9 protein-coding genes are annotated in these 13,674 nt (G+C 73.5%); all 9 read right to left on the bottom strand.

What is annotated here, in order from left to right; translation table 11 throughout:
- Positions 1–90: 90 nt before the first annotated feature.
- On the bottom strand, positions 91–1,455 hold the full coding sequence (locus ACWCSU_RS30915) for a cytochrome P450 (RefSeq protein ID WP_357696677.1): 1,365 nt from the start codon (positions 1,453–1,455) through the stop codon (positions 91–93).
- Positions 1,452–1,991 carry a flavin reductase family protein gene (locus ACWCSU_RS30910; RefSeq protein ID WP_357696679.1) on the bottom strand — a complete coding sequence of 180 codons (540 nt, stop codon included), beginning with the start codon at positions 1,989–1,991 and terminating at the stop codon, positions 1,452–1,454. Before ACWCSU_RS30910 ends, ACWCSU_RS30915 begins: the two co-directional genes overlap by 4 nt.
- A gap of 22 nt (positions 1,992–2,013) precedes the next feature.
- Positions 2,014–2,442, bottom strand: a complete 429-nt coding sequence (locus ACWCSU_RS30905; RefSeq protein ID WP_357696681.1) for an acyl-CoA thioesterase — start codon at positions 2,440–2,442, stop codon at positions 2,014–2,016.
- 3 nt (positions 2,443–2,445) lie between these two features.
- Complete coding sequence (locus ACWCSU_RS30900; RefSeq protein WP_449939715.1) at positions 2,446–8,184, bottom strand: type I polyketide synthase; 5,739 nt, start codon at positions 8,182–8,184, stop codon at positions 2,446–2,448.
- Positions 8,181–9,152 (bottom strand): enediyne biosynthesis protein, encoded by a 972-nt coding sequence (locus ACWCSU_RS30895; protein WP_357696685.1) that lies wholly within the window; start codon positions 9,150–9,152, stop codon positions 8,181–8,183. The genes ACWCSU_RS30900 and ACWCSU_RS30895 overlap by 4 nt, the downstream gene beginning before the upstream one ends.
- A gap of 4 nt (positions 9,153–9,156) precedes the next feature.
- The gene (locus ACWCSU_RS30890) at positions 9,157–11,103 is read right to left on the bottom strand and encodes a CRTAC1 family protein (protein ID WP_449939712.1); all 1,947 of its coding nucleotides are present in this window, start codon (positions 11,101–11,103) and stop codon (positions 9,157–9,159) included.
- Positions 11,100–12,065, bottom strand: a complete 966-nt coding sequence (locus ACWCSU_RS30885; RefSeq protein WP_449939760.1) for a DUF1702 family protein — start codon at positions 12,063–12,065, stop codon at positions 11,100–11,102. The genes ACWCSU_RS30890 and ACWCSU_RS30885 overlap by 4 nt, the downstream gene beginning before the upstream one ends.
- A 156-nt stretch (positions 12,066–12,221) precedes the next feature.
- Positions 12,222–13,214 (bottom strand): DUF1702 family protein, encoded by a 993-nt coding sequence (locus ACWCSU_RS30880; protein ID WP_449939711.1) that lies wholly within the window; start codon positions 13,212–13,214, stop codon positions 12,222–12,224.
- 187 nt (positions 13,215–13,401) lie between these two features.
- Positions 13,402–13,590, bottom strand: coding sequence for an acyl-CoA carboxylase epsilon subunit (locus ACWCSU_RS30875; RefSeq protein WP_357696693.1), 189 nt, complete (start codon positions 13,588–13,590; stop codon positions 13,402–13,404).
- Positions 13,591–13,674: the final 84 nt, after the last annotated feature.

The raw sequence follows: 13,674 nt of genomic DNA, 5'->3' as shown, positions 1-13,674 counted from the left end.
GAAGGGACGGCACACCCGGAGGGGCCCGCGGACGATGGTCCGCGGGCCCCTCCGTGTTCTCCGGCTCGTTCGTGTTCTCCGGCTCGTTCCCTAGGCCGGGCTCACCGTCATCGGCAGCCCGCCGCGCACCCGCAGCGACAGCATGGCCTCCGGGACCGCCCGCCGTCCGGGCAGCCCGGTCAGCCGCAGCTCGCGGGTGACCATGGCCAGCACGAACGTGGCCTCCATCATCCCCAGGTGGTTGCCCACGCAGAAGCGCGGGCCCGCGCCGAAGGGGATGTAGGCGTACCGCGGCCGGTCGGCGGGCGCGCCCGGCTCGAACCGCTCGGGACGGAACGCGTCCGGATCCCGCCAGTACGCCGGATGCCGGTGCAGCGTGTACGGGCTGATGAGCACGTCCGCCCCGGCCGGGACCCGGTAGCCGCCGACCTCGTCGGCCTCCCGCGCCACCCGCGTCAGCGCCCACACCGGCGGGTACAGCCGCATGACCTCCTCCAGCACCGCCGCCGTGTACGTGAGCCTGCGCAGGTCCTCGTAGGTCGGCGGCCGGTCGCCCAGCACCGAGACGGCCTCCGCCCGCACCCGCTCGCGCACCTCCGGATGCCGGTCCAGCAGGTGGAAGGCCCATGACAGCGTGCTGGCGGTGGTCTCGTGCCCGGCCAGCAGCACCGTGACCAGTTCCTCCCGCAGCCGCTGCCGGCCGGCCGGGTCCTCCCGCAGCCGGGTGGACCCGATCAGCAGCGACAGCAGGTCGCCGCCGCCGGTCGGGTTCGCCAGCCGCTCGGCCACCAGCAGGTCCACGACCCGGTACAGCTCCCGCCGGGACCGCCGGAAGCGCAGGTGCAGCGGCAGCGGCAGCCACAACGGCACCATGGCCAGCGTGACCATCTCGAACATGGCCTGGTCCTGGACGCCCTCGAAGGCGTGCCCGATGGAGTCGTGCGCGCCGAGGTCGGCCTCCAGCAGGGTGCGGCCGAGCACGCCGAGCGCCAGCCCGGTCATCTCCCCGGCCACGTCCACGGGCCCGCCGCCCACCCGGGCCCGCAGCCGCTCGACCAGGCGGCCGGCCTCCTCGGCCAGCACGGTGTCCTGCTGGGCCAGCCGCTTGTTCTGGAACAGCGGCTGGATGGTCCTGCGCTGCTGCCGCCAGCGATCGCCGTCGCTGGTCAGCAGGCCGTCGCCGATCACCCGACGGGCCTCGTCCAGGCCGATGCCCTTGCGGTAGTTGCCGCTGTTGTCGGCCAGGACGTGCTTGGCGTGGTCGGGATGGTTGAACAGGTAGATGGCCTTCGGGCCGATCGTCATGCGTACTGCGTCGCCGTACCGGGCGGTCGCCTTGGACAGCAGCGCGAGACGGTCGGTGACCAGCCGCCGGTACAGCACGGGCGCCGCCCAGGGCGGCGGGCCGGGCGGCACGCCGCCCGGCGCCACCGGGCGGGTGCCCAGCGCGGTCACGCCGACACCTTCAGCGGGGCCGGGGAGGTCTCCCCGAAGCGGCCCCGGTGGACCAGCAGGCCGTCGCAGTCGTCCCGCCGGCCCACGGACAGCACCTCGCCGACGATGATCGTGTGATCGCCGCCGTCGTAGGCGCGCCAGACCCGGCACTCGAAGCGGGCCGCCGCGCCCGCGATGAGCGGCACCCCGGTGACCTCACCCGGCGTCACCTCGACGTCGGCGAACTGGGCCAGGCCGAGCGGCCGGTAGCGGTCGGCGAAGTGCCGCGCCTCGGCCTCCTGGTGCCCGGCCAGCACCGACACCCCGAACGACGTCGCCGCGGAGATGCACTGGTGCATCACGGCGCCCTTGCCGACGCACACCAGCAGCAGCGGCGGGTCGAGCGAGACCGAGGTGAAGGAGTTGGCGGTCATGGCGTGGGGGACCTCGCCGCCCGTGGTGATCACGGTGACGCCGGTGGCGAACGCCCCGAACGCGTCGCGCAGCGCCTTGACGTCCGCGATCCGCGGCGCCGGGGCCGATGAGTGGAGTTGCACGGTGACCTCCTGGGTCCGGGTTCTAGGCCAGGTACGGTTCGAGCGCCCTGACCAGGGGCTCGGGCACCCTCGCCGGCGCGGTCTTGGTGTTCGGCCCCCGCATGCAGGCCACCCGCTGCCTGCCGCGGGCGACGAGGACCTCGGGCGCGCCCGGGGTGACCCGGACGTAGTCGAAGCCGAACTCGATCTGCGTCTGCGCCAGCTCGATCAGGCGCATCCTGATGGACAGCTGGTCGAAGGCCGTGATCTCCGCGAAGAACTCGCAGTCGACCTTGAGCGTGAACAGCTTGAGGTCGTCCTGCAGGTCGTCGAGCACGTCGCGGGCCCGTTCCATGAGGAACATCTCGCGGCAGCGTCCCTGCCAGCGCAGGTAGTTGACGTAGTAGACGTTGCCGACGAGGTTGGTCTCCTCGAAGCCGACCGTGTGCAGGTACTCGTAGTAGGTGCCCATGGGCTAGGACCGCCCTTCGGTGAGGATCGCGACGACGACGGGGGCGGGCAGGCCGTTCACCCGGGTGGCGAGCGTGGCCACGGTCACGCCGCCGCCGGTCAGGACCACCCAGCCGTCGGACCCGGCCGTGTCCACCGCGAGCGGCACGTCCGTCCCGTCCGCCGTCCCCGCCGCCGTTCCGGCGGGGTCGGTGGTCCGCAGGCAGGTGAGCGCGGCGCGGATGCGGGCGCGGGCGGTGCCCGCGTCGTCCCCGCAGGCCGCGGCGATCTCACCGGCGAGCGTGTCCCGGCCGCCGTCCCGATCGTCACCAGGGTCGGTGGGGGTGACGGTCTCGACGGCGCAGGACACCGGCCCGGGGGCCGCCACGCACACCGCCAGGCCGGGCACGCCGGCCGACACCGTGCGCACACCCTCCGCCGCACTTCCGGCCACACCGCCCGCCGCACCGGGCACGGCCAGCCGGGCCGCGGCCAGGTCGCCGGCGCCCTCGCCCGGCTCCACGGCGACCGCCACCCGCGCGCCCGTCAGGTCCTCCAGCGTGCGCTCCAGGTACGGGCCGAGCAGCGGCGCGGCCCACGGACCGGCCCCGCCCTTCTTCCGCACGGCCTGCAGCCGCAGCCCCTCCCAGCGCTCGACGACCTCGCCGTCCTTCGTCCGCACCGCGACGTCGTAGACGTAGGCGTCGCCGTCCCTGGACCGCTCGGAGGCGCAGTAGCGCACCTCGTCCGCGCCGGACAGCGCGGCCCCGGCCGGGTGGACACGTTCGATGCCGGTCGGCAGCAGGGTGGCGTCGGGCACGCACACCTGGTTGCCGTGCATCAGCGCGTCCCGCATGCCGGGGTCGCCCAGGAGCAGGTCCGGGGGCAGGAACCCGGCGAACCAGTCGCACTCCTGCGCCACCTGGAGGTCGGCGTCCACCTCGCGGGCCGCGGCCCGGTGGTAGCGGCGCAGCCGCTGGAAACGCCTGCCCTGGAAGAGCACCTCGCCGTAGAGCTGGGTGTCGGGGTCCAGCGCGACCGGCGGCAGCTCGTCGCCGGCCTGCTCGGGCGGGCCCTCGGGCGCGGCCCCGGCGTCCAGGCGCAGCACGGCCGTGAAATGGTCGACGTCGAAGCCGGTCTCCTGGCTGCGGATGGCCACGGCGACCGTGTCGTGCCCGGTGACCGCCGCCGCCACCCGGAGCGTGGTGCTCCCGTCGGGCGGCACGATGATCGGCCGGACGAACTCCGCCTGCTCGACGACGGGCGCCCCGGGACGGCCGGTGGCCGCGTACGCCACCTGGGCCATGGCCTCCAGGCCGAACACCGCCGGGAACAGCAGGTTGCCGTCCAGCAGGTGATCGGCCAGGTACAGGTCGGTCCCGGCGTTCACCTCGACCTCGCTGACCAGCTCCACGCCGTGGTAGCGGACCAGCGGCGCGCCGACGAAGCGCAGCAGCGGCAGCTCCGGCTCCTCGCGGCGCACGGTGTGGATGCCCTCGGTCCGCCCGCTGATCACCACCACGCCGGGCGCGTCGGGATCGCTCACCAGGCGGCGCATGATCTCCACGCCCCGGTCCACCGGGATCGGCGTGATGCCCTGCTCGACCAGCCGGTCCACGACCGACAGCCGCTCGCCCATGCCGACCTCGGACCAGACCGACCACTCCATGCAGATCGCCCGGCAGCCCGGGTGCCGCTCGCCCGCCTCGCGGGTCAGGTCGGCCAGCCACTCGTTGGCGGTCGCGTAGTGGCCCTCGCCGTGCAGGCCCGCCCGGCCGATGATGCTGCCAAACGTCACCAGCAGCCGCAGCCGTCCCGGCTCGACCGCCTCCAGCACGTTGCGCAGACCGTCCACCTTGGGGGCGAACGTGCGGCGGAAGGCGTCCATGTCCAGCCCGGCGACGCCCTCGGGCTCGTTGCGCCCGGCGCCGTGCAGCACGGCGGTGACCGGCCCGAGCGCCTGCTCGGCCTCGGCCACGGCCCGCCGCACCTGGGCGGCGTCGGTGACGTCGGCCCTGGCGTAGTGGACGGTGAGCCCGGTCCCGGCCATGCGCCGCAGGTTCGCGGCCAGCTCCTCGTCCTGGGCGGGGTCGGAGCGGCCGAGCACGGCCACCTTGGCCGCACCGGCCGCCCCACTCGCCATGGCCATGGCGCACTCGGCGGTGATGCCCTTGCCGCCGCCGGTCACCAGGAGCACGTCGGAGCCGGTCAGCGGCTCCTCCGTCCGCTCCTGCCGGTACGGCAGCGCGCGCAGTGTCGGCACCCGCCGCGTGCCGTCGGCGTCGTAGTGCACCTCGCAGAACGCCGCCGTGGCGGCCGCCTCGGCGGCTACCCAGGCGGCGGCCTGCGGCGCGTCGTGCGGCAGGTGCACGACCGTGGTGGGCACGCCGCTCTCCAGATGGAGCGTCTTGGCCAGCCCCGCCGCGCCCCGGCCGTGCTGGACCAGGACGAACCGGGCGCCCGGCCCGCTGGCCAGGGCCGCCTTGGCGCCGAGCAGCGCCTGCTCCAGGTCGTCGGCCGCGCACCGCGCGGGTAGGCACACCAGGACACCGGAACCGATCTTCTCCCCTTCGAGTGCCTCGCGCAGCGGCCCCGCCAGGGGCGAACCGGCGGGCGCGAACACCTGCCACGACCCCTCGCGCTCCTCGGCCGTACGCCGGGGCCGCGGCTGCTCGTCCAGGTCCACGGCGAACGGGCGCACCCACGGCGCCGCGCCCGTCACGCCCCGCGCCGACTGGGCGCGCGGCTGCGCGGCCAGCCGGTCCAGGGCCTCGCCCAGCTCCTGGAGCGTCGCGGTGGCGACGTTGGCCGGCGCCATGCCCGCGGGCACGCCCAGATGCTGGGTGGCCTGGTCGATGATGTGCATGACGGTGACCGAGCTGAGGTGCAGCTCGTCCAGCGGCTTGCTGTCCTCGGTGACCATCTCCAGCGGCAGCTCGGCGCGTTCGGCGGCCAGCCGCCGCAGCAGCTCGACCGTCGACTCGCCCGGCTTGGCCGCCGTCCCGCCGCCCTGCTCGGCCGCCCGCTCCGCCGGCTGCGGGGCGGCGGCCTTGACGCGCACCTGCGGCGCCTGCTCGGCCGGGCTGGTGAAGAACGAGAACACCGCGCCGATCTCCAGCGGCTTGACCAGGCGCCCGTGGAACAGCTCCTCGCAGGCGACGGGCACGCCCGCCACGTGCGCGGCGCCGGCCACGCCGAGCAGCCCGGCCAGCGACTCGCCGTCGGTGTCCAGCGCGACGGCCGGCACGTCGGTCAGCTCGGCCGCCAGCCTGCTGAGCACCCGGCCGGGGCCCACCTCGACCAGCAGGTCCACGTCCGCGGCCAGCGAGCCCAGCGCCTGGGCGAACCGTACGGGGGCGGTGATCTGCCGGTGCAGCAGCTCCGGGACGTCGGTGCCGGGAGCCAGGTCGCCGCCGGTGACGGTGGAGACGACGCGGCGGGCGACCGGCCCGAACCGCTCCTCCGCCAGGTAACCGGCCAGCGCCTCGGCCGCCGGGGCGACCAGGGGCGAGTGGAAGGCGTGCGAGACGTTCAGCCTGGTCCAGGTGAAGCCGGCCCGCTCGGCCAGGCGGCCGGCCTCCTCCACCGCCGCCACCGGCCCGGCGACGACGGTCTGGAGCGGCCCGTTGTACCCGGCGATCACCACCGGCAGGTCGCCGGCCAGCTCCAGCACGCTCTCCGGCGCGGCCCGCACGCCGGCCATCGTGCCCGGCTCGCCGCGCTCCCGCATCGCCCGGCCGCGCTTGGTCGCCACGCGCAGCAGCGCGTCCTCGTCCATCGCGCCCGCCCAGTGCAGGGCCGACAGCTCGCCCAGGCTGTGCCCGACGGCCGCGTCCGCCTCGATGCCGAGCAGCGACAGCGCCCGCAGGCCCGCCATCGAGCCGGTGACGATGCGCGGCTGGGCGATCTCGGTGGCCGCCATGTCGCCGTCGGCGGGCAGGGCGGCGGTGGCGTACACCTCGGCGACGTCGGGGAAGCGCCTGGCCAGCGCGCCGCCGTCGGTGCCGCGGCCCGAGCCCTGCCCGGGGAAGAGGAAGCCGATCCTCGGCCGGGCCGAGGCGCGGCCCGCGAACGCCTTGCCGTCGGGGGTGGACAGGGTGTTCTCGCCGGACTCCAGCACCGTCAGCACGCGGGTGAGCTGCCGTACGGCGTCGTCGGGCGAGGAGACCACGACGGCCGCCCGGCACGGCAGGCCGCGCAGCCGCCCGCGCAGTGTGGCGGCCAGGTCGGCGAGCTGGCCGTAGGACACCTTGGGCACGAAGGCGAGCAGCTCCGACACCAGGCCGCGCAGCTCGTCCCAGGAGCCGCCGTCCAGCAGGAACAGCTCGGCGTCCTGCGCGGCGGCGGCCAGCGCCTTGACGCGGCTGGACGCCCGCCGCCGCGGGCCGGTGTTCTCCAGCACCACGTGCGTGTTGATGCCGCCGAAGCCCATGGCGGTCACCGCGGCGCGCAGCGGCGCGCCCTGCGGCCACGGCTCGGCCGTGCGCAGCACCCGCAGCGTGGCGCCCTCGTCGGTGAGCACCTGGTGCGGGTCGACGCAGCCGATGGTCGGCGGCAGCACCTGCTCGTGCACGGCCATGGCCGCCTTGATCAGGCCCGCCACGCCCGCGGCCGCCTTGGCGTGGCCGATCATGCCCTTGATCGAGCCGACTGCGGCCGGCCGCGCGGCCGACTCCCTGGCCCGCGACAGCGCCGTCAGCTCGGTCGCGTCGCCGAGCGCCGTGCCCGTCCCGTGGCCCTCGAACAGCTCGACGGTCTCGGGGCCGAACCCGGCCTTGTCGTAGGCGCGGCGCATCGCCAGCAGGTAACCGCTCACCTCCGGGCGGGTGATCCCGCCCTTGCCGTCGGAGGAGACGCCCCAGCCGGCGATCGTGGCGTAGATCCGCCGCCCGGCGGCCAGCGCGTCCTCCTCGCGCATCAGCACGACGATGCCGCAGCCCTCGCCGGGCCAGAACCCGTTGGAGTGCCGGTCGTACAGGCGGAAGTCGCTCTTGGCCAGCGCGCCGGTCTTGGCGAACCCGATCACCTCGAACGGGTCGATGGACAGGTCCACGCCGCCCGCGAGGGCCACGTCCACGTCGCGGTCGGTCAGCGCCTTGCCGGCCGTCACCACCGACAGCAGGGACGAGGAGCAGGCCCCGTCCACGGTGTAGCCGCCGCCGTTGAGGTCGAAGTGGTTGCAGATGCGCCCGGCGATCGTGTTGGACAGGCCGCCGGCCAGGGTGTCCTCGTCCACCGGCGGGAAGGGGCTCTTGTAGGACTCCTCGTAGTCGGCCAGGAACGCGGCCAGGCGCTCGTCGTCCCAGCCCTGGTCCTTCAGGGCCGCGGCGAGGGTGCGCCGCACGTACGGCCAGCGCAGCCGCAGCACGTTGGCCCGGGTGAACTCGCCGGTGAGCGTGTTGCCCACGACGACGCCGGTGCGCTCGCGCGGCAGCCCCTCGCCGTCGGCGAACCCGGCGTCGGCCAGGGCCCGGCCGGCCATGTCGAGGGCCAGCCAGTGGGCCAGGTCGGTCGACCGGTACGTGCTGCCGGCGATCTTGTGTGCCACCCGGTCGAAGGCGTAGCCCTCGATGACCGCGGCGGTCTTGGCGTAGAAGCGGTCCGGCGCTGCGGGATCGGGGTCCCAGTAGTCCTCCAGCCGCATGCGCTCGTCCGGGAGCCGGCGGAAGGCGCGGCGGCCGGCCACCGCGTTCTCCCACAGCTCCCTGGGCGAGGCGGCGTCAGGGTACCGGCAGGCCATGCCGACGATCGCGATCCTCGTCATGCCTTCGCGACCTCTTCCCGCGCGTGCTGCAGCGCCTGGGCGGCGGCTGCGCTGACCCTGGCGGCGTCGAGCTCGCGCGCCTTGTTCACGATGTGCAGCGCCCACAGGAAGCCGCCGCGGATCAGGCAGACCGCCGCCGTGGCGAAGAAGATCCCGTACGGGATGTTCATCCCCATGAGCAGGCCGTACACCACGGCGACGCCGCCGCCGAAGGCGACCTGGGACAGCGGTCTGGACGGGCTCGTGCCCGGGTCGGTGATCATGTAGTTGGTGAACAGGATGAACGCCACCCCGGTCATCATCGACAGCCCGCCGAGGATGGAGATGTCGTCGATGATCAGCCCGCGCACCACGGCCTGGAGGGCGAAGACGCCCACCCACCCGCCGATCAGCCACATGCGGCCGGTCAGCTTGCCGTTGATCATCGTGCCGCCGATGATGATGATCCCCGGGATGATCCAGTCGATCGGGTTGTCGACCTTCTCGGTGAAGTGGTACGGCGGCGCGATGCTGGCCCACGGCAGCAGCAGCAGGATGATCGCGATGCCGAAGTTGGACGGGTTCATGAAGTGCCGCATCCGCCCGCGCACCGGCGCCTTGAGCACCCACTTGGCGCCCACGGCGACGGTGACGCCGAACATCATGACCAGCACCTGGTCGTTGACGTAGATCAGCATGTTGAGCGCGATGGAGGTGATGTGCGCGGGATACAGGAACTCCATCAGCCCGCGCGGCCCGTTGCCGAGGAAGCGCGGCGCGCGGCCCTCCTGGCGGGCGCCGATCACCTCAAGGATGATCTCCACGGTGTAGCCGGTGGCCAGCGCCACGAACGGCCACGACCACGGCTGCTCGAACCCCAGCACGGTGTAGCCGAGGATGTTGAAGATCGTGATCGAGATCGCGAACCGGCGCAGCGCCGTGATCACTTTGGGATCGTGACGTGGCGGGGTGATCGTCTTGTCGGCCATGCCGTCACTTCTCCTTCGCTTGCGAGCCGAGCTGGAGGGTGTGCCAGCCGGGGGTGAGCGTGAGCTCCTGCTGGTGCCGCTGCCCGGCGCGGTCGCGCCAGTTCAGCTTCACCCGCACGGGGCCGGTGACGTTCGCGCCGAGGCCGATGTGCACCGCGTGCGCGCGCTTGCCGGAGTGGCCGCTGCCGCCGTCCACGCGGCCCATGAAGGAGCGGCCGTCGGGCGTGGTGGCGGTCACCGTCGCGCCGATCACCGGCGAGCCGGCGGCGGGCAGCGGGCCGGCCGCGGAGGGGCTGTCGTACTGCAGGCGCAGCCCGAGGAACGCGTTCGCCGAGCGGCTGGTGTTCAGGTAGAAGGCGGGGGCCTCCCACTGGCGGGCCACCGCGAAGTCGATCAGGCCGTCGCCGTTGACGTCCCCGGTCGCGATGCCGCGCGTCGGCACGGGCACGGCCAGGCCGAGCTGCTCCGACAGGTTGGCGTAGCGGCCGTCGGGGCCCTTGGCGAAGAAGGCCAGCGTCTGCGCGCCGGCGATGTCGGCGCCCTCGGTGACGTTCGGCCACGACTTGGGGTTGCTGGTCACGCCGTCGTTGGCGGCGGCCAGCTCCTGCAGCGGCGGCCAGCGGTTGACGTCGCCCTTGATGAACCCGGTCGCCTGGACGATCTCGTTCTCGCCGTCGTTGTCGAAGTCCTCGATCTTCGGGTCCCAGCCCCAGCCGGACCAGGCGGTGCGCAGCTCGGCGCTGAGGTCCTTCCACGGCGCCTCGCCCTGCCGCAACTTCTCGCGCAGCTCGGCCTGGGTCTTGACGGTGGACAGGAACGTGAAGTTGCTCTCCTGGATGCCGTACGGGGTGGTGATGTTGCTGACGAAGAAGTCGAGCACGCCGTCGTGGTTGAGGTCGCCGGCGTCCGAGCCCATGCCCTTGAAGGAGTCCTCGCCGAGCACCTTCGACTTGGGCACGCCGATCTCGTGCGTCCCGATGGTGGGGGAGAACTTGATCGTGCCGGGGGTGGAGACGTTGTAGAGCAGGTGGTCGGGCCCGAAGTCGTTGTTCAGCAGCAGCTCGGGCAGGCCGTCGCCGTCGAGGTCGGCACTGGTGGCGCCCAGCTCCCAGCCGGTGGAGACGTCGGAGGGCAGCACGCCGTCCAGGCGGGTGAAGCCGCCGCTGCCGGTGCCGCGGAAGAAGTAGTCCCGGCCGCCGTTGAGGGCCTTGGACAGCGAGTGGTTCATCTGCACGCCGCCGTCCACGCGGCTGTCGAGGATGGGGCTGCCGTCGGGGAAGTAGTTGCCGACGAAGATGTCCTGCTTGCCGTCACCGTCGAAGTCGGCGACGGTCGCGACGTTGCTGTTCCACAGCTCGCCGGTGTACTTCGCGCCGCCGGAGTTGGGCACCAGCTCGGCCGCGTCGAAGGCGGCGGCCTCGAACCGGGACGCCGTGGGCCGCTGCAGGTGCAGCGTGGGCGTCCGGCCCCACCAGTAGACCAGCAGGTCGGTGCGGCCGTCGTCGTTGTAGTCGGCGGGGACCGCGCCCATGGGCGCCATCGCGTCGGTGACCGGCAGCGAGCCGAGCGACAGCGCGAACGGCCGGTACCGCTCGCTGCCGCCCTCGACCGGCGCCGGCGTGACGACCACCTGGTCGGTACGCGGGTCCACGATCACCAGGTCGTCGTCCCTGCCGTTGCCGTCGAGGTCGTTGAGCGCGATCGCGGCCCCCACGGAGGAGATCCAGGCGTCGATGTGCTTGTAGGCCTGGTTCACCTTGCGGACGGTCTTGGCCGGGCCGCCGCCCGGCATCGCGATGCTCAGGGGCTTGAAGCCGTACGCGCCGGCCATCCCGGCCTTGGTCGCGTCGGAGGCGAAGGTGGGGTGGCCGATCGCGAAGACGGCGATCATCAGCGCGAGTGCGGCGACGCCCGCCGCCTGCTTGCGCAACCACGCGGCTACCGAGGTCACGAGGGAACACCTCCATGGAAGACGAACGTCTCGGCGATGCGCCGGCGCCACCCCTCATAGGCGGGCGGCTTGTCATGCGATGTCGCGGTGGGACGGGTCGCGCGGCTCACCTCGGCCGCCTGCTCCGCCGTGGTGCCGCAGAGAACGCCCACGGCCGACTCGGTGTGCGGGAAGAGCAGCCCGGCCCGGATCCTGGCCTCGGCGGCGAACACGCTGCCCTGGGCCAGCGGCCCCTGGTGCGGTCCGGCGCGCTCGCGCAGCCACCGCAGCTCGGCGTCGTCGGCGCCGCCCGCGTAGGTGGCGGCCAGGCCGATGCCGGCGTAGAGGTCGGCGCGGCGGGACTCGGGGAACCGCTCGACCAGCGTGACCGCCCGCTCGGCGCTGGTGCCGGCGACGAACCACAGGGCGCGGCCGATGCCCTGGTCGAGGGCGTGGGCCGCGTACTCCTCCTGGCCGGCCGGCCAGGAGAAGCGGGCTTCGCGCACCTGCTGGTGCACGTACCGGTCGGTGTGGAAGTAGGCCTGGTGGAAGCCGTACCCGTCGTGGACCAACCACAGCAGCAGCGGGTCCAGCAGGCCGGGCTTCGGCCACAGGAAGCGGGGGAGCCGGGCCATGGCCCAGCCGATCCCCACGTAGACCATGTAGTTGTGGTGGTGGCCGCGTCCCTGGAGGAAGGCGTTGACCCGGCGCAGATTGCCGAAGGTCATGCAGTCCAGGATGGCGAAGCCCATGCCCGCGCCCTCGTAGGCGAAGCCGCGGAAGCGGGCGGGCACCTCTTCGAGCCGGTCCTCGGCCTCGGCGACGGTGCGCGACTCCACGGCGTAGGCGTAACCGGCGAGAAAGTATTCGCCGACCGTCTCCAGTATTTCGGTGGATGCCGCGTTCTTCACCCAGAAGCCGCGCGTCTCGACTTTCGTCTCACTGACGTCCGGCACCAGAATTTTGCGTCTGAGCGACCGCAATGCGCTTGCCAATTGAGCCTCCGCCGCTTATAGCCCGAACAATTCAATTTCATTGACACATGCCGCCCGGTGGCCGGACAACTTCGGGTTTGCTCAGCTCGGAGGGTCATTTTTGGGCGTGCGGAAGCGAATGACGTGCTTATTCGGGGACGTCGGTCAGCGGGACGGTACTTCGGCCTCGACCGCGAAATGCGCGCGCACCCTTCCGCGCCACAGCTCGTAATCCGGGACGCGTTCCGACGTGCCCGCGGCGACTTCGCTGTCGTCGGCGAGCGCGACCGCGCCGGAAACGTCGAGCCCGGTCAGCACCGCGCCCGTGGCCGCCGAATGCTCCGGGACGAACCCCGAGTAGTGCCGGGCCTTGGTCGCGAACACCGACCCCTGGGCCAGCTCGCCCCGGTGCTCCCCGGCCTCCTCGCGCAGCACCGCCGCCGCGCCCGCCTCGCACCCGGCGAACGTGGCCGCCAGCCCGACCCCGCTCCACAGGTCCGCCTGCCGGCCCGGGGCGAACGCGCGCACCGCCGCGGCCACCTCGCCCGGCCTGCCGCCGTGGATGAACCACAACGCCCGGCCGACGCCCTGGTCCACGGCGCGCGGGAAGTAGGCCGCGTCGCCCTGCCAGGGGTAGGGGTCGGGCACCTGCTGCCCGTCCACGTGGCGGCGGGTGTGGAAGTAGGCCAGGTCGAAGCCGTAGCCGTCCACGGCCAGCCAGCTCATCGTCGGGTGGTACGGGGTGCCGCTCAGGTCCGGCAGCACCTTCTTCCACAACACCCGCGGCAGCCGGGCCATGGCGAAGCCGATGCCGATGTAGGCCAGGAAGATGTGCGGCTGCCCGGGGCCCGTCAGCAGGTCCCGGGTACGCCGTCCGCGCCCGCCGCCCATGGCGTCGAGCACGGTGAAGGCCATCGTCGCGCCCTCGTAGGCGAAGCCGCGCTGCTCGACGTCCACCAGGGACAGCCGGCGCTCGATCTCCCACTGGTCGCGGACGTCGACGCCCCACTCGAAGCCGCACACGACGGCCTGCGGGATGGCCTCCAGGCGGTCGGTGAGCGCCGAGGGGACGACGGGGAAGCCGCGTGCGCCGAAGGTCACGTCGGCCAGGGATGGCGCCAGCACGAGCCGGCGCAGCGAACCAAGCAGAGACGACATGGTGTGCTCCTCCTCCAGGAACGTGAAGACCCCGCCTGCGAACGGCCCATGCGCGGGCCCGGGGACGGCCGTCCCCGGCGGGGGAGTTGGGGGCACGTCCCGCCCTGGCGGACGACGGGTCCGCTTCAGGATGCGGCCGGACCGGCGCCACGGGCATGTCGCAAAGTGCGCGATCGGCGCACGGGGGTCAGCTCGCCCAGGCCGCCAGCCGCCAGTCGCCGCCTCCGCCGGGCAGCGGCCTGCGCACCAGGACGGACGGGTCCGACCAGGCCGACGCCTCGCGCTCGGCCGCCTCGGCCAGGCGGCGGAAGACCGCCGCGACGACCGCTTCGAGTTCTTCGGGGGTCGCCTGCCCCCGCACCACGGTGAGTTCCATGCCTTCGACGCTCGCCCGCGGGCCCGCACGCCCGCAACTTCCTGCATGCCCGGTGCGCACGCCCGAGCCCGGTCCGGCGACGAA

The organism is Nonomuraea sp. NPDC001699 (genome assembly GCF_053596455.1).
Note: the sequence above shows the minus strand (reverse complement) of the source record. Positions and strands in the feature narration are given on the sequence as shown.